The sequence below is a fragment of the Streptomyces nanhaiensis genome, from assembly GCF_046614825.1.
GTDB classification, from domain to species: Bacteria; Actinomycetota; Actinomycetes; order Streptomycetales; family Streptomycetaceae; genus Streptomyces; species Streptomyces radiopugnans.
In genome coordinates this window covers 1-23,182 of record NZ_JBKJFM010000041.1, presented here as the reverse complement: position 1 = coordinate 23,182, position 23,182 = coordinate 1, and the positions used below count along the sequence as shown (strand labels likewise).

16 protein-coding genes and 1 pseudogene are annotated in these 23,182 nt (G+C 71.8%); 15 read left to right on the top strand and 2 right to left on the bottom strand.

Annotation, left to right across the window (positions count from 1 at the left end; translation table 11 throughout):
- Window positions 1-31: 31 nt before the first annotated feature.
- Entirely contained in the window at window positions 32-610 is a 579-nt protein-coding gene (locus ACLIYP_RS12275) for a M23 family metallopeptidase (RefSeq protein WP_412713171.1), read from the bottom strand.
- 375 nt (window positions 611-985) lie between these two features.
- On the opposite strand from ACLIYP_RS12275, the gene ACLIYP_RS12270 reads away from it, so the two are divergent.
- From ACLIYP_RS12270 to ACLIYP_RS12220, 11 genes are all read left to right on the top strand, one after another.
- The gene (locus ACLIYP_RS12270) at window positions 986-2,566 is read left to right on the top strand and encodes a S8 family peptidase (protein ID WP_412713170.1); all 1,581 of its coding nucleotides are present in this window, start codon (window positions 986-988) and stop codon (window positions 2,564-2,566) included.
- A gap of 247 nt (window positions 2,567-2,813) precedes the next feature.
- Entirely contained in the window at window positions 2,814-3,566 is a 753-nt protein-coding gene (locus ACLIYP_RS12265; RefSeq protein WP_412713169.1) for a GntR family transcriptional regulator, read from the top strand.
- A gap of 179 nt (window positions 3,567-3,745) precedes the next feature.
- The gene (locus ACLIYP_RS12260) at window positions 3,746-3,973 is read left to right on the top strand and encodes an SPOR domain-containing protein (RefSeq protein ID WP_412713168.1); all 228 of its coding nucleotides are present in this window, start codon (window positions 3,746-3,748) and stop codon (window positions 3,971-3,973) included.
- An 88-nt stretch (window positions 3,974-4,061) separates the two neighbouring features.
- Window positions 4,062-6,614, top strand: coding sequence for a SpoIIE family protein phosphatase (locus ACLIYP_RS12255; RefSeq protein WP_412713167.1), 2,553 nt, complete (start codon window positions 4,062-4,064; stop codon window positions 6,612-6,614).
- 326 nt (window positions 6,615-6,940) lie between these two features.
- Complete coding sequence (locus ACLIYP_RS12250) at window positions 6,941-8,776, top strand: ATP-binding SpoIIE family protein phosphatase (RefSeq protein ID WP_412713166.1); 1,836 nt, start codon at window positions 6,941-6,943, stop codon at window positions 8,774-8,776.
- Window positions 8,777-9,148: 372 nt separating this feature from the next.
- Window positions 9,149-11,056: a translational GTPase TypA gene (gene typA / locus ACLIYP_RS12245; protein ID WP_093661202.1), complete on the top strand. Its 1,908-nt coding sequence runs from the start codon at window positions 9,149-9,151 to the stop codon at window positions 11,054-11,056.
- Between the two features lie 834 nt (window positions 11,057-11,890).
- Window positions 11,891-12,928, top strand: coding sequence for an ABC transporter permease (locus ACLIYP_RS12240; RefSeq protein ID WP_412713165.1), 1,038 nt, complete (start codon window positions 11,891-11,893; stop codon window positions 12,926-12,928).
- Between the two features lie 99 nt (window positions 12,929-13,027).
- Window positions 13,028-14,824 (top strand): ABC transporter substrate-binding protein, encoded by a 1,797-nt coding sequence (locus ACLIYP_RS12235; RefSeq protein ID WP_412713164.1) that lies wholly within the window; start codon window positions 13,028-13,030, stop codon window positions 14,822-14,824.
- A gap of 119 nt (window positions 14,825-14,943) precedes the next feature.
- Window positions 14,944-15,921, top strand: coding sequence for an ABC transporter permease (locus tag ACLIYP_RS12230; protein ID WP_412713163.1), 978 nt, complete (start codon window positions 14,944-14,946; stop codon window positions 15,919-15,921).
- Between the two features lie 10 nt (window positions 15,922-15,931).
- The gene (locus tag ACLIYP_RS12225) at window positions 15,932-16,996 is read left to right on the top strand and encodes an ABC transporter ATP-binding protein (RefSeq protein WP_412713162.1); all 1,065 of its coding nucleotides are present in this window, start codon (window positions 15,932-15,934) and stop codon (window positions 16,994-16,996) included.
- 13 nt (window positions 16,997-17,009) lie between these two features.
- Complete coding sequence (locus ACLIYP_RS12220; RefSeq protein WP_412713161.1) at window positions 17,010-18,152, top strand: ABC transporter ATP-binding protein; 1,143 nt, start codon at window positions 17,010-17,012, stop codon at window positions 18,150-18,152.
- Between the two features lie 153 nt (window positions 18,153-18,305).
- Here ACLIYP_RS12220 and ACLIYP_RS12215 read toward each other — a convergent pair whose 3' ends face one another.
- Window positions 18,306-20,603, bottom strand: coding sequence for a S9 family peptidase (locus tag ACLIYP_RS12215; RefSeq protein WP_412713160.1), 2,298 nt, complete (start codon window positions 20,601-20,603; stop codon window positions 18,306-18,308).
- Between the two features lie 298 nt (window positions 20,604-20,901).
- Between ACLIYP_RS12215 and ACLIYP_RS12210 the strand changes: the two genes are divergently transcribed.
- From ACLIYP_RS12210 to ACLIYP_RS12195, 4 genes and pseudogenes are all read left to right on the top strand, one after another.
- Window positions 20,902-21,096 (top strand): hypothetical protein, encoded by a 195-nt coding sequence (locus ACLIYP_RS12210; protein WP_093661216.1) that lies wholly within the window; start codon window positions 20,902-20,904, stop codon window positions 21,094-21,096.
- Window positions 21,097-21,120: 24 nt separating this feature from the next.
- Window positions 21,121-22,056: an N-acetyl-1-D-myo-inositol-2-amino-2-deoxy-alpha-D-glucopyranoside deacetylase gene (gene mshB / locus ACLIYP_RS12205; RefSeq protein ID WP_412713159.1), complete on the top strand. Its 936-nt coding sequence runs from the start codon at window positions 21,121-21,123 to the stop codon at window positions 22,054-22,056.
- Window positions 22,053-22,445 (top strand): DUF6113 family protein, encoded by a 393-nt coding sequence (locus tag ACLIYP_RS12200; RefSeq protein WP_412713158.1) that lies wholly within the window; start codon window positions 22,053-22,055, stop codon window positions 22,443-22,445. The genes mshB and ACLIYP_RS12200 overlap by 4 nt, the downstream gene beginning before the upstream one ends.
- A gap of 227 nt (window positions 22,446-22,672) precedes the next feature.
- A pseudogene (locus tag ACLIYP_RS12195) lies at window positions 22,673-23,182 on the top strand (hypothetical protein); the annotation flags it as partial.

Below are 23,182 nucleotides of genomic sequence, written 5' to 3'. Positions count from 1 at the left end.
CCCGGCCGCCCGTCACGGCGCGGGCGTCAGGTCAGCACCTGTTGGTGCTCGTCTGGTAGCGCGTCGTGTAGTCGGGGTAGCCGACCCCCTGCACGACCGCGGTGACGACCGCCCCGTTGTGGATCTGCTCGTAGTGCAGGTGCGGGGAGAGGCTGTACGTGGCGGACGACTTGCCGACCCGGCCGATCAGCTGGCCGGCGCTGACCTTGTCGCCCTTGCTGACCTCGCGGTTGTACAGGTGCGCGTAGCGCGTCCGCCAGCCGTCCCCGTGCCCGATCACGATGGTGTTGCCGTAGCCGGTGGTGGTGGAGTAGTGGGAGGAGAGGACGGTGCCGCCGGCGCTGGCGAACACCCGGCGCTTGAAGTCGTCCGGGTTTCCGTTCGCGTCGTAGTGGTTCCAGTCGATCGAGTGGGCCGGGCTGTGTCCGCTCCAGTTGCTGCCGCGCCAGACCTGGCCGCAGAGGAACGGCATCTTGAAGTTGGGCCGGGACAGGGTCTGCACGGCGTCCGGCGAGCTCTCCTGAGGTGTCGCGACGGCTGCGGGAGCCGTGGCCGCGAGGGCGGCGACCGCGCTCGCGGCCGCGAGTATCCGGCGGGAACGTCTCTGCATGGGCTTCCCCTTGTGGTCGGTGACGGGGCGATTGAAGGGGGCGCCCATACAAAGCGGATACAACCGCCGAGCCCTGCGCCGCGCTGCCCTGCGCCGTGCTGCCCTGCGCTGCCTTGTCCGGCCCGGCGGTGCGGGACGGGACGGAGCGGTGCGGACCGAGCCGAACCGGACCGGGCGTCCGAGCGCCGTGGCCGGAAACATGTTGACGGCGCGTGACATGTACGTGTCTTTGTGCACGCACCCTTGTGTCTTTCCTATGGATAGGCGAATCTTTCGAGCGGCGAATCGTTCCGGAACCCCGCACCTCCGGGTGCTTGATTTGTCATGCTCATGCGCATTCCCTCAGTAGCGCACCCCACAGGAGGAGGACCCCCCATGGCAGCGATGCGTCCCACCCGACGCAGACGTGCCCGAGTGGCCGCGGTCACCGCCGCGGCCCTGGCCATCGGTTTCGTGCCCGTGGCGGCCGCCGTGGCCGCTCCGCCCGCCGAGGGCGTGATCCAGAACGCCGGCGCCCCCGGAGCGATCAAGGGCAGCTACATCGTGACCCTCGACGAGGACGCGGCCGACGCCGGTTCCTCCAAGGGCAAGTCACTGGTGGAGAAGTACGGCGCCACCATCAAGCGCACCTACCGCGAGGCGCTCAACGGCTACGCGGTCCGGCTGACCGAGGCCGAGGCGAAGAGGCTCGCCGCCGACCCGTCGGTGGACGCGGTGGCGCAGGACCAGAAGGTCTCCATCGCCGGCACCCAGACCAACCCGCCGTCCTGGGGCCTGGACCGGATCGACCAGCGGGCCCTGCCGCTGGACAGCCGCTACACCTATCCGGACTCCGCCGGTCAGGGTGTGAACGCCTACATCATCGACACCGGCGTGCGGATCAGCCACAGCGACTTCGGCGGCCGGGCCGTGAACGGCTACGACGCCGTGGACGGCGACAACGTCGCGCAGGACGGCAACGGCCACGGCACCCACGTCGCCGGCACCGTCGCGGGCACGTCCCACGGCGTCGCCAAGAAGGCGAGGATCGTCGCCGTGCGCGTGCTGGACAACAACGGTTCCGGCACCATCTCCGGCGTGGTCGCGGGCGTCGACTGGGTGACGCGGAACGCCGTCAAGCCCGCGGTGGCCAACATGAGCCTGGGCGGCGGCGCCAACTCCACCCTCGACACCGCCGTGCGCAACTCCATCGCCTCCGGCGTCACCTACGCCGTGGCCGCGGGCAACTCCAACACCAACGCTTCCACGTCCTCGCCCGCCCGGGTCGCCGAGGCCCTCACCGTCGGCTCCACCACCAGCTCCGACGCGCGCTCGTCCTTCTCCAACTACGGCAGCATCCTGGACATCTTCGCGCCGGGCTCGTCCATCACCTCCACCTGGCACACCTCGGACAGCGCCACCAACACCATCTCCGGTACGTCGATGGCCGCTCCGCACGTCGCCGGCGCCGCCGCGCTGTACCTGGGGGACAACCCCGGCGCCACCCCGTCCCAGGTCGCGGCCGGCCTGGACTCCGCGGCCGTCACCGGCGCGATCTCCAGCCCCGGCAGCGGTTCCCCGAACAAGCTGCTGAACGTGGGCGCGGGCGACCCGGGCGACCCCGGTGACCCGGGCAGCCGCTTCGAGAACACCACCGACTACCCGATCCGCGACCACTCCACCGTGGAGTCCCCGATCACCGTCTCGGGCGTCAGCGGCAACGCCCCCTCCGACCTGAAGGTCGAGATCGACATCCGGCACACCTACATCGGCGACCTGCAGATCGACCTGGTCGCCCCCGACGGCAGCGCCTACCGCATCAAGGGCTACGGGACGGGCGGCAGCGCCGACAACGTGATCGGCACCTACACCGTCAACGCCTCCTCGGAGACCGCGAACGGGACCTGGAAGCTGCGGGTCAGCGACAACGCCTCGTGGGACACCGGCTACATCAACTCCTGGGCGCTGCAGTTCTGAGCCCGGGTGAGGCAGGTCCGCGGCGGCCCTGACCGGCCGTGCGCCGGCCAGGCACCGACCATGCGCCGCCCCTGCACAGCCCCCTGCACAACCCCTGCCCCCACGGCCTCGCCGTGGGGGCAGGTTCGTGCTCGAAACCTGCTCTGAGCAGCACTTCATCACATCGGGTGAAACCCTGGCCGATTGTTGCGGCGTACAACCTTCCGTTGCCAAGCTGTTGCACACCGTCAAGCCGTTGGGAGGACATGTGCCTTTCGGTGAGCAGCCCGCATATCTGCGTGTGGCCGGAGATCTCCGCCGGAAGATCGCCGACGGCACGCTTCCGCCGCGCACCCGGCTCCCGTCGCAGGCCCGTATCCGCGCGGAGTACGGCGTCTCGGACACCGTCGCGCTGGAGGCCCGCAAGGTGCTGATGGCCGAGGGGCTGGTCGAGGGCCGCTCCGGGTCGGGGACGTACGTGCGCGAGCGGCCCGTGCCGCGCAGGGTGATCCGCACCGGCTACCGGCCGGCCGGCGAGGTCGGCCCCTTCCGCCAGGAGCAGGCCGACGAACGGGTGTCGGGCACCTGGGAGTCGCACAGCGACCAGGAGGAGGCGGGCCCGGTGATCGCCGAACGGCTGCGGATCAAGGAGGGGGAACGGGTGATGCGCACCCGCTACCTGTTCCGTGTCGACGGGGAGCCCTCGATGCTCTCCACCTCCTGGGAGCCGCTGGCCATCACCGGGCGCACCCCCGTGATGCTGCCGGAGGAGGGGCCGCTCGGCGGACGGGGGGTGGTCGAGCGGATGGCGGCCATCGACATCGTCGTGGACAACGTGCTGGAGGAGGTCGGAGCCCGTCCCGGCCTGGCGGAGGAGATGCTCGCGCTGGGCGGGGTGCCGGGGCACACCGTGCTGGTGATCGAACGGACGTACCGCGCCGGCGGGCGCCCTGTGGAGACCGCGGACGTGGTCGTGCCCGCGGACCGCCACCACGCGGTGTACCACCTCCCCGTGCGCTGAGGCGCTCCCGCGCGCCCCTCCGGATACCGCGGCCACTCGTACACATGGCCGAAACCATGCCGCATTGTGCCAACACGAATGCGCTGAGTGAGGCCCGGGCGTAGGCTCGGGCATATGCAGACCGGTGGATCGCTGGGGGAAGTCGCACGGCGCGGGGCGCCGGGCGGGAGGGGCGCGCGATGAGTGAGAGCAGGACCGTGCTCCCCTGGATGGTCATACGGCAGGATCCGAACGGCAACCGCTACCGCGTCGGCCGCTATGCCACCCGGGCCGAGGCCCAGAGCATGGCCGAGCGGCTGAGCGGGCACCGGGTGGGCGGCGCCGGAGCGGAAGGGGCGGACGGGAGGGCGGGAGAGCGGCGCTACCTGGTCGAGCGCATGCGCCGCGGAGGCGGTGATCACGCCTGACCCAATGCACAATCGGGTATACGGACAAACAGTCCCAAAGTGCCCGGGTGTGCGCCCGGGCGAGGGCCCGAGCGTGGACGAGGACGGCGTGAACGACCCACCCAAGGCATTCCACGGCGCGGTCGAGGGCGTGACCACCTCGCTGCTCGACACCCTGCGCGTCGGTGTCGTCATGTTCGACACCGACGGCTACATCGCGCTGTGGAGCCCCACGGTCGAGGAGATCCTCGGATGGCCCGCCGAGGCCATGGTCGGCCGCTACTACGGCGGCTACCTCACCGAGGACCCCGTCGAGGCGTCCTCGGGCGCCCCCGTCCCGCCCGGCGAGATCTACCGGGCCCTCGGGGAGGACGGGTACTGGCGCGGAAAACTCCGTGTCCGCCACCGTGACGGGCACACCGTGGAGGTCGAGGGCCGCGCCTCCCTGCTCAGGCCGCCCGAGCGCAAACCGTTCGTTCTGGCCAACATCGTCGAGACCTCCCGGCTGCGCGCCGTCGAACAGGACCTCGCCGCACTCGACGCACTCTTCGCCACCTCCCCGCTCGGCATCGCCGTCTTCGACACCGAGCGCCGCTACGTCCGCGCCAACGAGGCGCTGGCCCGGCTCAACGGGAAACCGGTCCACGAGACCCTCGGCAGGACCGTCCACGAGGTCCTGCCGCAGGCCATGGCCGACACCCTCGCCCAGATCCAGTCCCTCGTGCTGAGGACCGGCCGCCCCGTGGTGGACACCGTCCTGGCCGCGCCCGACGGGCACGGCTGGCGCTCGGTCTCGTACGGCAGGCTCACCAGCCCCGACGGACGCGTCCTCGGTGTCAGCTCCACGGTGATGGACGTCACCGAGCGGCGTGACGCGATGGAGAAGATCGAGCGCGCCCGGCAGCGGCTGAAGCTCCTGGACGACGTCGGCGTTGCCCTCGGCGATCTGCTCGACGTCCCCAGGATCGCCAGGACGCTGGCCGGCGCCCTCGTCCCGCGCTTCGCCGACTACTCGAGCGTGATGCTCTACGGCGCCGTCGCCCACGGCGGCGAACTGCCCCGCGCCGGCCGCCCGCCCGGCGCCCCGCTGCTCCAGCTCGGCGCCGCGGCCAAGGACCGCGGCCCGGTGGTGGAGCGGATGCTGAGGGTCGGTCAGGACATCGCGCTGGAGAGGGGGTCGATCTTCGAGAGCGTGCTCAACTCGGCCGTCCCCCACCTGGTGATGTCCCGCGAGGAACTGGTCTGCGCCTCCTATCCGGGCGACCCCAAGGTCCAGGCCGCCCTCGACCTGGACATCCACTCCCTGATGGTCGTCCCGCTGCGCGCCCGGGGCACCGTCCTGGGGCTGCTGCTGCTCAACCGCGCCGAGGGCCGCGCCGCCTTCGACCGCGACGACCTCGCGCTGGCGATGGAACTGGCCGGGCGCGCCGGCATCAGCCTGGACAACGCCCGCCTCTACGCCCGCGAGCGCGAGAGTGCCCTGATGCTCCAGCGCAGCCTGATGCCCCAGCAGGTGCCCTCGCCCCCCGGCGTGCAGATCGCCTACCGCTACGTTCCCGGGGGCAGCCACGCCGAGGCCGAGGCCGAGGCGGGCGGCGACTGGTTCGACGTGATCCCCCTGGCGGGCGGCCGGGTCGCCTTCGTCGTCGGCGACGTGATGGGCCACGGGCTGCGCGCCGCGGCCACCATGGGGCAGCTGCGCACGGCCGTGCGCACCCTGGCGGCGCTCGACCTGCCCCCCGACGAACTGCTGCGCCGCGTCAACGACCTGGCCGACGACCTCGCCCAGGGCCCCGACGAACCCCTGATGGCCACCTGCGTCTACGCCGTCTACGACCCCTCCACCCGCCAGTGCACCCTCGCCATCGCCGGTCACGTGCCGCCGCTGCTGCTGACCGGCCGGGGCGGCGGCTGGGACGTCACCGCGGTCGAGGCGCCCTCGGGTGCCCCGCTGGGCGTCGGCGGGGTGGAGTTCGAGCCCGTGAGCCTGGAGGTGGAGGACGGATCGGTCCTCGTGCTCTACACCGACGGGCTGATCGAGCACCGCGGCGAGGACATCACCGAGGGGCTGGACCGCCTGATGTCCCTGCTCGCCGGCCTGCCCGCCCAGCCTTTCCTGGAGGACGTCTGCGACCGGGTGCTCGGTGACATGGACCAGGGCGCCGGGCCGGACGGCCGGGGCGCCGCCCCCTCCGGTCCCGCCGACCCGGCGCGTTCCGCGGGCCCGACGGGCCCGACGGGCTCGGTGGACGACGTCGCGCTGCTGCTGGCCCGGCTCGGCGGTCTCCCCGAGGGCAGCTCCGCCTCCTGGACCTTCCCCGCCGAGACGTACGCCGCGCGCCGGGCCCGCGACGCCGTCCGCGGCGTCCTGCGCGGCTGGGGGCTGGAGGTGCTGGCCGACGACACCGTGCTGCTCGTCAGCGAGCTGGTCACCAACGCCCTGCGCCACGCCCACGGGCCCATCGGCGTGCGGATGGTGCGCGGCACCTCCCTGCTGGTGGAGGTCTCCGACCCGCTGCCCGCCCCGCCCCGCGAGCGCAACGCCGCCGTGGACGACGAGGGCGGGCGCGGCATCCAGCTCGTCGCCCGCGGGGCGCGCCGCTGGGGGACCCGCCACGGCCCGATCGGCAAGACCGTGTGGTTCGAACTGAGCCTGCCGTGACGGCGATGGGCTCGATCCCATTTCCGGACACCGGAACAGCGGCCTCACCTGCGCCTTGACGCTGTGTCCAACGCACCGGAAAAATTACGCCACGCCACATCGCGCGCCTCCGCTCCCAGCCGCGGTGCCGCCGCCGGGCCCGGTCGGGGACGGCCACGCCGCCAAGGCGCGTGGTTCGAGCGGACTCCGCCTGGTTAGGAGAGAGAGGGAACGGGACTGGCCCGGGTCCCGCCGGAAGTGGCGGAAACCGTGCGGTGGGCGGGACCAGCGGGTTCCGGGCGGACTGCGCCCGGGGGGATGCTGGACCGGAACAGGAAGGGGCGGCGTTGAGCGACATTCCGGCCGAGGCGGGAAAGCCCGACGACGTACGCCGGGCCCTGGCGCTGCTGAACGCCGCCGGGGCCCGGATAGGCAACTCCCTCGATCTGGACACCACCGCCCGCGAACTCCTCGACGTGGCCGTGCCCCAGTTCTGCGACCTGGCCTCCGTGGACCTGTACCCCGAGTTGTTCTCCGGAGAGGACCCCCGGCCGGTGGAGGGACTGGAGGGCACCCGTCCGCTGCGGCGCGTGGCCTTCGCCAGCGCCGTCTCCGACGGCCCCATCACCCTCGGCCATCACACGGGCGGCGCCCCCGATCCGGACCACGTCGAACCGGGCAGCATCCACCGCTACCCCGCCGGCTCCCCGTACGCCGACGCGCTGCGCACAGCCCGCGTCCAGCGCGCCACGGGCACCCTGGTGCGGTCCACCCTCGCCGTGCCGATGGTCGCGCGCGGCCGGGTGCTCGGGCTGGTGCAGTTCTCCCGCACCAAGGGCAGCGAGCCCTTCGGCGAGCGGGACGCCGCCCTCGGCGCGGAGCTGGCCGCCCGCGCGGCCGTGTGCGTCGACAACGCGCGGCTGTACCGCAGGGAGCACGAGCGCGCGCTCATACTCCAGCGCAGCCTGCTGCCCCCGGACGACCCCGAGGCCGCCGGACTCGACATCGCCTGCCGCTATCTGCCGGGCAGCACGGCCAGCGAGGTGGGCGGCGACTGGTTCGACGTCATCGAACTGCCCGGACACCGCACCGCCCTGGTGGTCGGCGACGTGATGGGCCGCGGTCTGCGCGCGGCCGTGGCCATGGGCGAACTGCGCACCGCGGTGCGCACCCTGGCCCTGCTGGACCTGGAACCGGCCGAGGTGCTGGGCGCGTTGGACGAGATCGCCCAGGGGCTGGGCGCCTCCCGCGGCGGCCGCGGCGACCAGTCCGGACGGGCCGCGGACCTCTCCGAGGTGTATCTGGCGACCTGCGTCTACGCCGTCTACGACCCCGTCACCCGCCGCTGCACCTTCGCCAACGCCGGGCATCTGCCGCCCGTACTGGTCGAGCCGCGCGACGACGGCGGCGAGCAGTCCGCACTGCTGCTGGAGGTCCCCAAGGGCGTGCCGCTGGGCGTGGGCGGCGAGCCGTTCGAGGAGACCGAGGTCGAGCTGCCGGACGGCGCCCTGCTCGCGCTCTACACCGACGGCCTGGTCGAGTCCCGCCACCAGTCCCTGGACGAGGGGCTCCAGGCGCTGCGCACCACCCTGTCGGGTCCCGACCGCCCGCTGGAGGACGTCTGCGACGAGGTGCTGGGCACGCTGGAGACCCACCACGGCGAGGACGACATCGCCCTGCTGCTGGCCCGGATCCAGGGGCTGCCCGCCGGGTCGGTGGGCGACTGGCGGCTGCCGGCCGAGCCCCGTTCGGTCGCCCGCGCGCGTGACCTGGCCCGCCGCCAGCTCGCCGCATGGGAGCTGGACGATCTCACCGACACCACCGAGCTGCTCGTCAGCGAGCTGGTCACCAACGCCCTGCGCCACGGAGTGGGGATCTCCTCCGCGGAGCCGGGGGCGTCCGCGGCCGGCCGCGGACCGGGGGGAGAGATACGGGTGCGCCTGCTGCTGGACCGCACCCTGGTCTGCGAGGTGTGGGACTCCGGGCTCGTCCAGCCCCGCCGCCGCCGCGCCCGCGACACCGACGAGGGCGGTCGCGGCCTGCAACTGGTCGACCTGCTCTCCTCGGGCTGGGGCAGCCGCCGCACCCCGCGGGGGAAGACGGTCTGGTTCGAGCTCGCCCTGCCCCAGGACGGTGAGCCCAAGCCGCCGGACCCGGCCGAGGCCCTGCTGAGCATGTTCTGAGGCGGCCGCCCGCAGGCGCCTCGTTCGGCGCCGCCTCCCCCGGGGCCGCCGTGCGCTCGCGCGGCGCGGGCGGGAGTGCCGCACGTCACACCGCACTCGGCACCGCCCTCGCGGGAGAGCCGCGGCCCGCACCCCGGTACGGGCGAAGCTCCCGGTCGGCGGGCGGTCGCCGCGGCGGCACCGGGCGGACGCGCACGCGGTCCACGGCCGCGCGCGGGGCGGATCGGGGACCGCGGGGAGCCGCCGGGCCCCGTACACCGGCGCCGGGCCCGTAACATGGAGGGACGACAGGCCGTGGCGATGATCAGCCCGGCGGGCGCGCGACGCACCGGTCGCGCCGCCATCCACGATTCCGGGAGAAGCGCCCCCAGTATGCCCACGCGCCACGACATCCGTAACGTCGCCATCGTCGCCCACGTCGACCACGGCAAGACGACCCTGGTCGACGCCATGCTCAAGCAGGCCGGCGCCTTCGCCGCCCACCAGCTCGACCAGGTGGACGACCGCGTGATGGACTCCAACGACCTGGAACGCGAGAAGGGCATCACCATTCTCGCCAAGAACACCGCGGTCAAGTACCACCCCAAGGACGGCGGCGCCCCCGTCACCATCAACATCATCGACACCCCCGGCCACGCCGACTTCGGCGGCGAGGTCGAGCGCGGTCTGTCCATGGTGGACGCGGTGGTGCTGCTGGTGGACGCCTCCGAGGGCCCGCTGCCGCAGACCCGCTTCGTGCTGCGCAAGGCGCTCCAGGCCCGGCTGCCGGTCATCCTGTGCATCAACAAGACCGACCGGCCCGACTCCCGCATCGACGAGGTCGTCGACGAGGCCTACGACCTCTTCCTGGACCTGGACGCGGACGAGGAGCAGATCGAGTTCCCCATCGTCTACGCCTGCGCCCGCGACGGGGTGGCCTCGCTGACCAAGCCGGCCGACGGCACCGTCCCGGCCGACAGCGACAGCCTGGAGCCGTTCTTCTCCACGCTGCTGGAGCACGTCCCGGCGCCCTCCTACGAGGAGGACGCCCCGCTCCAGGCCCATGTGACCAACCTCGACGCCGACAACTTCCTCGGCCGCATCGCGCTGCTGCGCGTGGCCCAGGGCGAGCTGCGCAAGGGCCAGACGGTCGCCTGGATGAAGCGCGACGGCTCGGTCCAGAACGTGCGCATCACCGAGCTGCTGATGACGGAGGCGCTCACCCGCAAGCCGGCCGAGGTGGCGGGCCCGGGCGACATCTGCGCCGTCGCCGGCATCCCGGACATCACCATCGGCGAGACGCTGGCCGACCCGGAGAACCCGGTGGCGCTGCCGCTGATCACCGTCGACGAGCCGGCGATCTCCATGACCATCGGCACCAACACCTCGCCGCTGGTCGGCCGGGGCGGCACCGGCAAGGGCGCGGACGCCAAGGCGGCCGTCAAGGACCGCAAGGTCACCGCCCGCCAGGTCAGGGACCGCCTCGACCGCGAGCTGGTCGGCAACGTCTCGCTGCGCGTGCTGGACACCGAGCGACCCGACGCCTGGGAGGTGCAGGGCCGCGGGGAGCTGGCGCTGGCCATCCTGGTGGAGACCATGCGCCGGGAGGGCTACGAGCTGACCGTCGGCAAGCCGCAGGTGGTGACCAAGGAGGTCGACGGCAAGGTCCACGAGCCGGTCGAGCGCCTGACCATCGACGTGCCCGAGGAGCACATGGGCGCCGTCACGCAGCTCATGGGCACCCGCAAGGGCCGGATGGACAACATGTCCAACCACGGCTCGGGCTGGGTGCGCCTGGAGTTCGTCGTGCCCTCCCGCGGCCTGATCGGCTTCCGCACGGAGTTCCTGACCCAGACCCGCGGCACCGGCATCGCGCACTCCATCCACGAGGGCCACGAGCCCTGGTTCGGCGAGCTGAAGACCCGCAACAACGGCTCGCTCGTCGCGGACCGCGCGGGTGCCGTCACCGCCTTCGCGATGACCAACCTCCAGGAGCGCGGCGTGCTCTTCGTCGAGCCGGGCACCGAGGTGTACGAGGGAATGATCGTCGGTGAGAACTCCCGCTCCGACGACATGGACGTCAACATCACCAAGGAGAAGAAGCTCACCAACATGCGGTCCTCGACCGCCGACGTGGCCGAGTCGATCGTCCCGCCGCGCAAGCTGTCGCTTGAGCAGTCCCTGGAGTTCTGCCGCGACGACGAGTGCGTGGAGGTGACCCCGGAAGCCGTGCGCATCCGCAAGGTCGTCCTCGACCAGAAGGAGCGCGCCCGCGCCGCCTCCCGGGCCAAGCACGCCTGACGCGCCGCCCGATCCGTCCGAAGGGGCGCCCGGACCGAACCGGTCCGGGCGCCCCTTCGCGTCGCCCGGGGCCGTACGGCCGCAGGGGCCGTCCGGCATCCGGGCGGCCGCCGGAGCGCTCGGCGGGCCCGGTCGGCGTAGCGGCGACAAAAGTCTCTTATGAGGTGATATGGCTCCGGAGAGAGGATGCCCAGGCCCCGAGGAGGCGCTCGTGCGAGGAGCCGCTCACCCCGCCGCGGCGGCGGCGGACCGCCGTGACCGCGGAGCGCCGCCGCGCGGCCGGCGGCCGGCCCGCCCGTCCGCGGGCCCGGGAGCGGGCCCTGCGGACGCCTGCGGAGGGTGTGCGGCGGACGGGTGGAAGGGACGATTCCGCAGGGCTCCGAGCCCGTCGGCGCGGCGTTCGGGAACAGGCTCCGTGAACATGCCAATGTTTGCCATCGCAACCGTTCTGGCGGTTGCCGCGGCGGGACGGTTCTACGCGCGTCCACTCTTTCGGGGGACATCTCCAGGGTTGCGGGCGTGTCACGAGGGGGCCGTACGCAGTTCAGAACCGCGCGTTCGTATATCGGCGCAGCGACGGCTAGGTTGCGGATTCATTAACTCCTTATGGGCCCAAAGTAGCTATATGTCCGACTCTTCTGGAGTCTGTCAAGCACGCTGGGACCTCAATCTGCAAAACCTTCGCTCAAGATGTGCGGAGGGTGGCCAACCGAGGGCCAAGACCTCTTGACTGAGCTGGGAACCGATTGCAAAAGTCCGCTCAGCCCAAGGCATTTCCCAGTGCCGAAGAAAGAGCGGGTTCCGCCAACACCCACAGCGCGGGGGCGCAACGCGATGACGAGTCCAACCCAGGCTGCGACAGCCCAGGCCGACAACCCTGGCCCGGACGCCGAGAGCCTGAGCAAAGAGCAGACCGCCGGCAGTGGCGGCCAGCTCGCCGGCCGTTCACCCGGCCAGCTGATGTGGCTGCGCTTCAAGCGCGACCGCGTCGGTGTGATCAGTGCACTTGTGGTGATCTTCTTCTTCCTGATCGCCGCCCTCGCACCGGTGATCTCCTGGCTCTACGGCAAGGACCCGTACACGCTGTACGGACAGGAGCAGTACGAACTGCTCGACGAGTTCGGCTTCCCGGTCGGCCCCAACGGAGGCATGTCCTCCGAGTTCTGGTTCGGCATCGAGCCCGAGCTCGGCCGCGATGTCTTCATGCAGCTGCTGTACGGCATGCGGACCTCGCTGTACACCGCTCTTCCGGTGACCCTCCTGATGGTGGCCACCGGTGTGCTGATCGGTCTGGTCGGCGGCTACTTCGGCGGGAAGGTCGACTACTGGATCGGCCGTGTCACCGACTTCATGATGGCCCTCCCCAGTCAGCTCACCCTGATCGCGGCGATGCCCGTGGTGGTGGCCGTCTTCGTGTCGCCCGTCGACGAGACCCCGGTCTACGTCCGGGCGTCCGCGATCATCATCGTCCTGTGGCTCCTCGGCTGGATGGGCATGGCGCGCCTGGTGCGCAGCCAGGCCCTCACCCTGCGCGAACGCGAGTTCGTGGAGGCCGCCAAGGTCTCGGGGGCGTCGCCCTGGCGGATCATCCGCAAGGAGCTGCTGCCGAACCTGGTCACCCCGATCCTGGTGCAGGCCACCTACATGCTCCCCTCGACGATCCTCTCCGTGGCCTTCCTGTCCTACGTGGGCGTGGGCTACGTGGAGCCGACGCCGGACTGGGGGCGCATGTTCAGGACCGCCGCCACGATCTACGAGAACGATCCGACGTACATGTTCTTCCCCGGCATCGCCATGGTGATCTTCGTGGTGGCCTTCAACCTTCTCGGCGACTCCGTGCGGGACGCCTTCGACCCCAAGTCCGGACGCTGATCACGTCCATCTGAGGGGGGCTGCCACCCCCGCACCCGGGCGACCGGAGGCGACAGGGCAGCAGACGGATCCCAACTGACAGGCAGGTGCACAAGCATCATGAATCCCACCCGATCGCGCACACTGAGGGGCGCGCTCGTCGCCCTCGCGGCAGGCTCGCTGGTGCTGACCGGTTGCAGCGGCGGCAGCGACAACGGCAACAAGAGCGAGGAGAGCGCCAAGGACAAGGAGGCCGCCAAGGCCCAGTCCGCGGCGGTCGAGTACGGCGACGCCGCCGCCTCCAAGGGTCCGGCCAAGGCCGTCGAGGGTGCCAAGGAGGGGGGCACGATCCGGGTCTACCAGGAGGACGACTTCTCCCACCTGGACCCGGGCCAGATCTACGTCAGCGACGCCGGCCAGCTCTCCGGCCTCATCCACCGCGGCCTGACCACCTACACCCAGGCCGAGGACGGCAGCCTGACCGTCGTGGGCGACCTCGCCACCGACTCCGGCAAGCAGTCCGACGGCGGCAAGACCTGGACGTACACGCTCAAGGACGGCATCACGGACGAGGAGGGTGACCCGATCACCTCCAAGGACGTCCGCCACACCATCGAGCGTCTGTACGCCAAGCACATCACCGACGGCCCGACCTACATCCAGCAGTGGCTGTCCGGCGGCCCCGGCTACCGCGAGGCCCTGCCCGACGGTCCGTACGAGGGCAAGCACCTGCCCGACTCCGTCCTGGAGACCCCGGACGAGAAGACGATCGTCTTCCACTTCGAGACCGCGCAGCCCGACCTGCCGCAGGCGCTCGCGATGCCGGGCTACTCCGTCGTCCCCGAGGAGGACGACACCAAGGCGAAGTACGACCAGAAGCCCGTGGCGCTCGGCCCGTACAAGATCGCCGACTTCAAGCCCGGCAAGTCCATGAAGCTGGTCAAGAACACCGAGTGGAACGCGGAGACCGACCCCGCCCGCCACCAGTACGTGGACGGCTGGAACATCACGTTCAACCACGACCGCGCGGACCAGACCGAGCGCATCCTGTCGGACCGCGGCGAGTCGGCCAACGCCATCCAGCTGAGCGGCTCGGTCGACTCCACCAAGATCAAGCAGGTCATCGAAGAGGCCGATGACCGCACGATCAAGGGCTACCAGCCCTACGTGTGGCAGCTCAACATGAACATGGACCGCCTCAAGGACAAGAAGATCCGCGACGCGATCACCTACGCGCTGCCCAACGCCCAGGTCCTGCGCCCCGACGGCGGCTCCTACGCCGGTGAGCCGGCCGGCGGTCTGCTCGCCCCGACCCTGCCGGGCTACGAGGAGGGCTACGACCCGTACGGCAAGCTCGACAAGCCCAACGGCGACATCGAGAAGGCGAAGCAGCTTCTGAAGGAAGCCGGCAAGGAGGGCATGAAGCTCACCTACGCCTACGCCAACGCCCCGCACCGCCAGAAGCAGGCCGTCATCATCGAGACCGCCCTGGAGAAGGCCGGCTTCGACGTCCAGAAGAAGGACATCGACCCCGCCACCTGGTACGAGCAGGTCGGCAAGGTCGACAACGGCCTGGACATCTACATGACCGGCTGGGGCCAGGACTGGCCGTCCATCTCCACCGTCATCCCGCCGGTGTACGACGGTGACCAGATCGCCGACGGCGCGTCGAACTACTCGCACATCAACGACAAGCACGTCAACGACGAGATCGACCGGATCTCCAAGATCCAGGACCCGGAAGAGGCCACCAAGGAGTGGGTCGAGCTGCACAAGTACATCGTGGAGAAGGTCAACCCGGCCGCTCCGCTGTACTTCACCAAGCAGCTGCAGATCTACGGCTCCAACATCGGTGGCGCCCGGTACAGCACGGTCAAGAGCTACATCGACCTCACCCAGCTGTACCTGAAGAAGTAACCGGCTCATGAGGTGGGTCCCCGGGGGAGAACCCCCCGGGGACCCGCCCACGGGCTTTCGCTTCGCACGTCCCACCCCCGTCGTCGTTGTCGCCGTGCTGAGAGCTGCGAACCACCACCATGTTTAAATTTCTCCTTCGCCGGTCGGTCGGCGCCTTCGTCATCCTGATCCTGATCAGTGCCTTCACCTTCGCCATGTTCTTCGCCATCCCGCAGGACCCGGCCCTGCTGGCGTGCGGCAAGAACTGCACCCCGCAGAACCTGGCGGTCATTCACGAGAACCTCGGACTGGACAAGCCGATCACGGCGCAGTACTGGGAGTTCATGAAGGGCATCGTGGCGGGGCGGGACTTCGCCGTCGGCCACTGCGAAGCCCCCTGCTTCGGTGTGTCGTTCAACAACGACCAGATGGTGTGGGACACGATCATCGACCGGCTGCCCCTGACCGTCTCCCTCACGGTCGGCGGCCTCGTCCTCTTCCTCACCCTCGGCCTCGGTGCCGGTATGATCGCCGCCCGCAACAAGGGCACGATGATCGACAAGACCTTCAGCTCCGCCTCGCTGGTCCTCAGCTCGATGCAGATCTACTTCCTGGGCCCGATCGTGCTGGGAGCGCTGGTCTACAGCACCGGCTGGCTGTCGGCCCCGAAGTACGTGCCGATCACGGAGAATCCGGCGGCCTGGTTCGTCGGCCTGCTGATCCCGTGGTTCGTGATGTCGCTGATCTTCACCGCGAACTACACCCGTATGTCGCGGTCCACCCTGATCGAGCAGATGCAGGAGGACCACGTCCGCACGGCGAAGGCCAAGGGCATGTCCGAGCGGTACGTCTTCTTCCGCTACGCCTGGCGCGGCTCACTGACCCCGATCGTCACGATCCTGGGCATCGACCTGGGCGCACTGCTCGGCGGCGCGATCGTGACGGAGCTGACCTTCAGCCTCGCCGGCGTCGGACGCCTGGCCGTCGACTCGGTGCTGTACAAGGACCTGCCCCTGACCATGGGCGTCATGCTGGTCAGCGCCGCCTTCATCCTGCTCTGCAACCTCGTCGTGGACGCCGTGTACGGGTTCATCGACCCGCGTGTGCGCCTGTCCTAGGAGAACGACCGTGACCACACTCACCAAGACCGAGGGCGCGCCGTCCCCGACCGGGGCGGGTTCCTTCCTCTCGGTTCGCGACCTCCACGTCCGGTTCTCCACCGAGGACGGCATCGTCAAGGCCGTGAACAACCTCTCCTTCGACGTGGAGCGCGGCAAGACGCTCGGCATCGTGGGTGAGTCCGGTTCCGGGAAGTCGGTGACCAACCTCGCCATCCTGGGCCTGCACAACCCGCGGTCCACGGAGATCACCGGCGAGATCACCCTGGACGGCCAGGAGCTGACCAGCGCCTCCGAGAAGACGCTGGAGAGCCTGCGCGGCAACAAGATGGCGATGATCTTCCAGGATCCGCTGACCGCGCTGTCGCCGTACTACACCATCGGCCGCCAGATCGGGGAGCCCTTCCGCAAGCACACGGGCGCCTCCAAGCGCGAGGCGCGCGAGCGCGCCATCGAGATGCTGGAGAAGGTGGGCATCCCCCACCCCAAGACCCGGGTCGACGACTACCCGCACCAGTTCTCGGGCGGTATGCGGCAGCGCGCGATGATCGCCATGGCGCTGGTGTGCGACCCCGACCTGCTGATCGCGGACGAGCCGACCACCGCCCTGGACGTCACCGTCCAGGCCCAGATCCTCGACCTGCTCAAGGACCTCCAGCAGGAGTTCGGGTCGGCGATCATCTTCATCACCCACGACCTCGGCGTGATCGCGAACATGGCCGACGACATCATGGTGATGTACGGCGGCCGGGCCGTGGAGCGGGGCACCACCGGCGAGGTGCTGCGGGCCCCCCAGCACCCCTACACCTGGGGTCTGCTCAGCTCGATGCCCCGGCTCGGCGGGGACGTGAACCAGAAGCTCCGGCCGATCGAGGGCACTCCGCCCAGCCTGCTCAACCCGCCGTCGGGCTGCCCCTTCCACCCGCGCTGCGAGTTCAGGGACAAGGTCCCCGGCGGTGTGTCCTGCACCGGCGACAGGCCCCTGCTGCCCGAGGGCCGCGGGGCTGCCTGCCACCTGACGCCGGAGCAGAAGCGGACCTACTTCATCGAGCAGATCAAGCCCCGGCTGGGCTAGGGAGCAACGAGACATGAGCGACGAACTCACCCTGACCAGGCCGGCGGAACCGGCCGCGGGCACAGGCGAGCCCCTGCTGGAGGTCAAGGGGCTGACCAAGCACTTCCCGATCAAGGGCGGCTTCCCGATCAAGCGGACCGTCGGCGCGGTCCAGGCCGTGGACGGGGTCGACCTGACCGTGCTGGCGGGCGAGAGCTTCGGCCTCGTCGGCGAGTCCGGCTGCGGAAAGTCCACCACCGGCCGCCTGCTGACCCGTCTGCTGGAGCCGACGGGCGGCACGATCAACTACCGGGGCCAGGACATCACCCACGCCAAGCGCAAGCAGCTGGCGCCGATCCGGTCCGAGATCCAGATGATCTTCCAGGACCCGTACTCCTCGCTGAACCCGCGCCAGACGGTCGGCAAGATCATCGGCGGGCCGATGGAGATCAACGGCATCAACCCGCCCGGGGGCCGTGAGAAGCGGGTCCGCGAGCTGCTGGAGATCGTCGGGCTCAACCCCGAGCACTACAACCGCTTCCCGCACGAGTTCTCCGGCGGCCAGCGGCAGCGCATCGGGGTGGCCCGCGCGCTCGCGCTGGAGCCGAAGCTGATCGTGGCCGACGAGCCGGTCTCGGCGCTGGACGTCTCCATCCAGGCCCAGGTCGTCAACCTGCTCCAGCAGGTGCAGCGGGAGATGGGCATCGCCTTCGTCTTCATCGCGCACGACCTGGCGGTCGTCAGGCACTTCTCACAGCGTGTCGCGGTGATGTACCTCGGCAAGATCGTGGAGGTCGGGGACCGCGAGTCGATCTACACCCGGCCGCGGCACCCCTACACCCACGCGCTGCTGTCCGCCGTCCCCGAGGCGGTGCTGCGCGACGAGGACGAGACCGAGGGGCGCGAGCGCATCCGCCTCGCCGGCGACGTGCCGTCGCCCATCTCGCCGCCGTCCGGCTGCCGCTTCCGCACCCGCTGCTGGAAGGCGCAGGACAAGTGCGCGACCGAGGTGCCTCCGCTGGTGCAGATCGAGGGCAACGTCCCGGGCCACCTGACGGCGTGCCACTTCCCGGAGGAGGGGACCATCGAGGGCGGCAAGGAGATCGTCCTCGACCCGGGCCTGGCCGCCATGGAGAACAAGGGCGCCGACGCCGCCGGCTCGGGCAAGGAGTCCTGAGCACCGCGCCGCCGTCCCCGGACGCCGCCGTGCCCCGCGAGGGGCGCGGCGGCGTCCGCGTTGTGCGGGGCCGCGGACGGGACGCGGGACATGGGCCCGAGGCGCGGACGGGGAGCCGGGACGCCCGGTGCGGCGGCCCGGCTCCCGGGGCGGCTACGCCACGCCCAGCGACCGCTTGAGGAAGGCGACCTGGAGCAGCAGCAGGTTCTCGGCCACCTGCTCCTGCGGGGTCATGTGCGTCACCCCGGACAGCGGCAGCACCTCGTGCACGCGGCCCGCCGCCAGCAGCGCCGAGGACAGCCGCAGGGTGTGGGCGGCCACCACGTTGTCGTCGGCCAGACCGTGGACGATCATCAGCGGCCGGTGCGGCTCGGCCGGTGCCGACAGCCCCTCGTCGGTGACCAGGGAGTTGGCCGCGTACGCCTCCGGCCGCTCCTGGGGCAGACCGAGGTAGCGCTCGGTGTAGTGGGTGTCGTACAGCCGCCAGTCGGTGACGGGCGCGCCCGCCACCGCCGCGTGGAAGACGTCCGGGCGGCGCAGCACGGCCAGCGCGGCCAGGTAGCCGCCGTAGGACCAGCCGCGGATGCCGACCCGGCCCAGGTCCAGGGGGTGGTCACCGGCCAGTGCGTGCAGGGCCTCGACCTGGTCGTCCAGGGTGGTGCCCGCCAGGTCGCCGGCCACCGCCTTCTCCCAGGCGGGCGAGTCGCCGGGGGTGCCGCGGCCGTCCGCCACCACCACGGCGAACCCCTGGTCGGCGAACCACTGCGAGGTCAGGTGCGCGTTGTGCGCGGCCACCACGCGCTGGCCGTGCGGGCCGCCGTAGGGGTCCATCAGGACCGGCAGCACCCCGTCGCCGTCGCGGTACCCGGTGGGCAGCAGTACGGCGGCCGGGATCCGCCGCGCGCCCGCGCGCAGCAGCCGGGGGCGGGCGGTCAGCACGGGTGTCTCGGCGTGGGAGGCGATGACGGCCAGCGGTGTCGGGGCGCCCTTGCCGGTCTCGGGCAGGCGCAGCGCCTCGGCGCGGGCGCCGGGGCGGTCGGGGGCCGCGGTGGACAGCACCACGGTGTCCCCGCCGCGGACGGCGGAGGCGATGTGCGCGCCCTCGGGGGAGACCCGTTCCCAGCCGCCCTGGTCGCCGCTGCCGCGGAACCAGGCCCGGTAGACGGCGATCTCGCCCACGGGCGAGTCCCCGGGCGCGTCCGGCCCGGCCGAGGCGGAGAACAGCACGTCCTCGTCGCCGACGTCCAGCACCGCCCGTACGTGCAGGGCGGCCGAGGTCAGCGGCCGGTCCCCGACCACCAGGATGCGGGCCCCGCCCTCGTCGGCGATCCGCACCAGGCGCCCGTCGGGCGTCCAGACGGGCACGCCGGCGAAGAGCTCCAGCCATGCCGGGTCCTCGTCCGCGTGCAGGGGAGCGGTGCGGCCGGTGGCGGTGTCGACGGTCAGGTAGAGGTGGCTGCGCTGGTCGCGCGACTGGACCAGCAGCAGGGGCGGCCCGGCGGCCGACCAGTGGACGCGCGCGAGGTAGGGGTAGCGGACGCGGTCCCAGACCACCTCGGTGCGGCCCCCGCCCCCGTCGCCCCGGCCGCCGCCTTCCCCGTCGCGGACGTCCTCCCCGTCACGGGCCTCCTCCCCGTCGTGGGCCTCCTCCCCGTCGCGGGCCTCCTCCCCGTCGTGGACGTCGAGCAGATGGAGCGTCACCTCGGCGTTGTCCGTGCCGGCGGCCGGGTAGGCCACCTCGGCCGGCTCGCTCCCCGGGTCGGCCGGGTCGGCGATCCACCAGCGGCGCACGGGCGAGTCGTCCACCCGGGCGGCCAGCATCCGGGTCCCGTCCGGGGACCACCAGAAGCCCCGGGAGCGGTCCATCTCCTCGGCCGCCACGAACTCCGCCAGACCCCAGGTCGTACGGCCGTGGCGGGTCTCCTCCGGCCCGGCCAGCGCCCGGTCGTTCCCGCCGTCGCGGTCCACCACGCGCAGGGCGCCGTCGGCCACGTAGGCGACGCGCCGGCCGTCCGGGGAGGGGCGGGGGTCCACCACCGGGGTGGGGGTGGGCACCTCGCGCACGGCGGCCGTGCGCAGATCCGCGGTGAACAGCCGCCCGGACAGGGCGAAGGCCGCCGTCTCCACCGCGGAGTCGGTCGCGTAGCCGACCACCCCGGCCGACCCCTCGCGGCTCCGCTCGCGCCGGGCGCGCTCCTCGGGCGACAGCTCCTCCTCCGCCCCGCCGAGCAGCTCCGCCGGGTCGGCCACCGCGCGCTCCCCGCCCCCGCTCCCGTCCGGGCCGGGCCCGCCGGCACCGCCGAGGTCCCGCACCCACAGCAGGTTCGCCCGGTCGGTGCCGCCGCGGGAGCGGAGGAAGACGATCCGGGAGCCGTCCGGGGCCACGGTGAAGGCGCGCGGCGCCCCCAGGGTGAAGCGCTGCGTTCTGGCGTACTGGCGTGGAAACGACATGACCATGGGGCGAGCGTACGGCGTTCCGGGGCCGTTTCCCCGTGTGCGTCCGCCACCGTCTCCGGCCCGTCCCCCGCCGGCCCTCCAGAGGCCCGGAAGGCGGCCCGGAGAAGGGAACGTGTCCAAGGTCACACGGGTGTGCGCCCCTCTTCTGCACCCGTGCACCGATCCGTGCCGACTCACGGAAAGTTATGATCCGTTGCGCATGGTTCGCGATGGGGTATGTAGCTTCACAACCACCCTGTCGTACAAGCATCCTGATTCCGTGTCGACCGCGCGCTCTTGGAGGTGAACCGCCGTGGCACTCTCGATTTCGGCGGTGGTGCTGCTGGCGATCATCGTCTTCCTGCTGATCAAGAAATCCGGACTGAAGACCGGCCACGCACTGGTCTGCATGCTCCTGGGCTTCTACATGGCCAGTTCGTCGATCGCCCCGACCATCAGCGAACTGACCTCGAATGTCGCGGGCATGATCGGCAGCATCAAGTTCTGACACCGGCGGCGTAGGCTCGCCCTCATGACCGAGCTTCCCGCGCGCCGCCTGATGCTGGTCCACGCGCACCCCGACGACGAGTCGATCACCAACGGCGTCACCATGGCCCGATACGCCGCCGAGGGTGCGCTGGTCACCCTGGTGACCTGCACGCTGGGGGAGGAGGGCGAGGTCATCCCGCCCGCCCTGGCGCATCTCGCGGCCGACCGCGAGGACGGGCTGGGGCCGCACCGGATCGGCGAACTGCGGCACGCCATGCGGGAGCTGGGCGTGGCCGACCACCGCTTCCTGGGCGGCCCGGGCCGCTACCGGGACTCGGGGATGTTCGGCACCCCGGCCAACGAGCGCGCCGACTGCTTCTGGCGGGCGGACGTCGACGAGGCGGCCTCCCACCTCGTCGCGGAGATCCGCCAGGTACGCCCCCAGGTGCTCGTCACCTACGACCCGGACGGCGGGTACGGCCACCCCGACCACATCCAGGCCCACCGGGTCGCGACGCGCGCGGTGGAGCTGGCGGCCGACCCCGCGTACCGCACGGAGCGGGACGGGGCGCCGCACCGGGTCGGGCGCGTCTACTGGAACTGCGCGGCGCGCTCGGTGGTCGAGGAGGGCTTCGCCCGCCTGAGCGCCGCCGGCGGCGGCCCCTTCCCCGAACTCGCCTCGATCGAGGACGTCCCCGGCGTGGTGGACGACGCCGAGGTGGACGCCGTCATCGAGGGCGGTGAGGCCGAGGCCGCCGCCAAGGCCGCGGCGATGCGCGCCCACGCCACCCAGATCGTGGTGGCCGGCTCCCCGTCCGGGCCGCCCGGCTCCTTCGCCCTGTCCAACCGGCTCAGCCAGCCTCTGCTGCACACCGAGCACTTCCGGCTGGCCGACGGCGCGCAGGCCCCCGGCACGCCGCTGCGCGACCTCTTCGAGGGGCTGGTGGGGACGGCCGGAAGCACGGAGGGCCCCCGGTGAGGGCGCGCGGGGCGCGGATCGCCGCATACGCCGTACTGACGGTGCTGGGCGCGGTGGTGGCCGTCGCGGGCGCCCTCGTCCAGGCCGGCTGGTTCCCGCTGGGACTGCTGCTGGCGCTCGGCGCGGCCGTGGCGCTGTTCTACGGAGGCGCGCGGCTGACGGGCACGAAGGTCGGGGCGGCGGCCCCGGCGGGCGGCTGGATGCTGGTGGTGCTGCTGCTGACCGCGTCGCGCCCCGAGGGCGACTTCGTCTTCGGCACCGGGCTGGGCTCCTACGTCTTCCTGCTGGGCGGGATGTTCGCCGCTGTGATGTGCGCCACGGTCGCGCCCTCCGGGCACCTTCCGCCCGCGGGAACCACGGGCCCCCCGGATCTCGTGAAGGGAAGGTGAAACGGCCGGAGGCGGCAGGCCTCCGGTCGACAACCGGCCCCGGAGTGGCCGAGAATCCGCGCGGCGATATGCCGGCGCGGCATCCGCACACGGTCCGCCGGGACGGTGATTCGGCACTCCCGGGGCCCGGGGCGGCGGCCCCCAGTAAGGTGGTGCGCGCCGGCGAGCCGCTCGTGCGAGCCGATCGGAACCATGACGGGCGGCGAATCCAACCGGGAGATCCTGCATTGAGCCGTGAAACTGACAGTCCGTCCTCCGGGCCCCGGGCGCGGGGCGGTGCCGCCCGTCCGCCGGGGAACGAGCCGTACGCCGCACCGGCGGGCGAGCCCGCCGCGCAGCCGGGCGAGCCGAAGACCGAGACCACGCTGACCACCCGCATCCGGATCAACATCCCGGGTTCCCGCCCCATCCCGCCGGTCGTCGTGCGCAAGCCCGTCGGCGAGGCCGGCGGTGGGACCGGCGACGAGACGTCCGGCGCCGAGGGGAGCACGGCCGGCCCGGGCGGTCCGTCGGACGCCCCGGGTGGTGCGGTGCCGTCCACGGGGGGCGAGCCGGGGCCGAACGGGGCGCCCACGAGACCGGGTTCGGCCGGTCCGGGGGGCTCCTCGGCCAACGGCGGCGGAAAGCAGACCAGTTCGTGGTTCGCCCCGCGCAAGCCCCCCTCCGGCGGTGGCGCACAGGGTGCGCCCGGCGGTGCGAACGGCGGCGCGCCCGCCCCGGGGGCCGCGGCCCCCGCG

Excerpts from the sequence above, each read along its gene's own strand:
- ACLIYP_RS12275 (WP_412713171.1), bottom strand. The coding sequence starts at position 610 with ATGCAGAGACGTTCCCGCCGGATACTCGCGGCCGCGAGCGCGGTCGCC.
- ACLIYP_RS12270 (WP_412713170.1), top strand. The coding sequence starts at position 986 with ATGGCAGCGATGCGTCCCACCCGACGCAGACGTGCCCGAGTGGCCGCG.
- ACLIYP_RS12260 (WP_412713168.1), top strand. The coding sequence starts at position 3,746 with ATGAGTGAGAGCAGGACCGTGCTCCCCTGGATGGTCATACGGCAGGAT.
- typA (WP_093661202.1), top strand. The coding sequence starts at position 9,149 with ATGCCCACGCGCCACGACATCCGTAACGTCGCCATCGTCGCCCACGTC.
- ACLIYP_RS12240 (WP_412713165.1), top strand. The coding sequence starts at position 11,891 with ATGACGAGTCCAACCCAGGCTGCGACAGCCCAGGCCGACAACCCTGGC.
- ACLIYP_RS12235 (WP_412713164.1), top strand. The coding sequence starts at position 13,028 with ATGAATCCCACCCGATCGCGCACACTGAGGGGCGCGCTCGTCGCCCTC.
- ACLIYP_RS12230 (WP_412713163.1), top strand. The coding sequence starts at position 14,944 with ATGTTTAAATTTCTCCTTCGCCGGTCGGTCGGCGCCTTCGTCATCCTG.
- ACLIYP_RS12220 (WP_412713161.1), top strand. The coding sequence starts at position 17,010 with ATGAGCGACGAACTCACCCTGACCAGGCCGGCGGAACCGGCCGCGGGC.
- ACLIYP_RS12215 (WP_412713160.1), bottom strand. The coding sequence starts at position 20,603 with ATGTCGTTTCCACGCCAGTACGCCAGAACGCAGCGCTTCACCCTGGGG.
- mshB (WP_412713159.1), top strand. The coding sequence starts at position 21,121 with ATGACCGAGCTTCCCGCGCGCCGCCTGATGCTGGTCCACGCGCACCCC.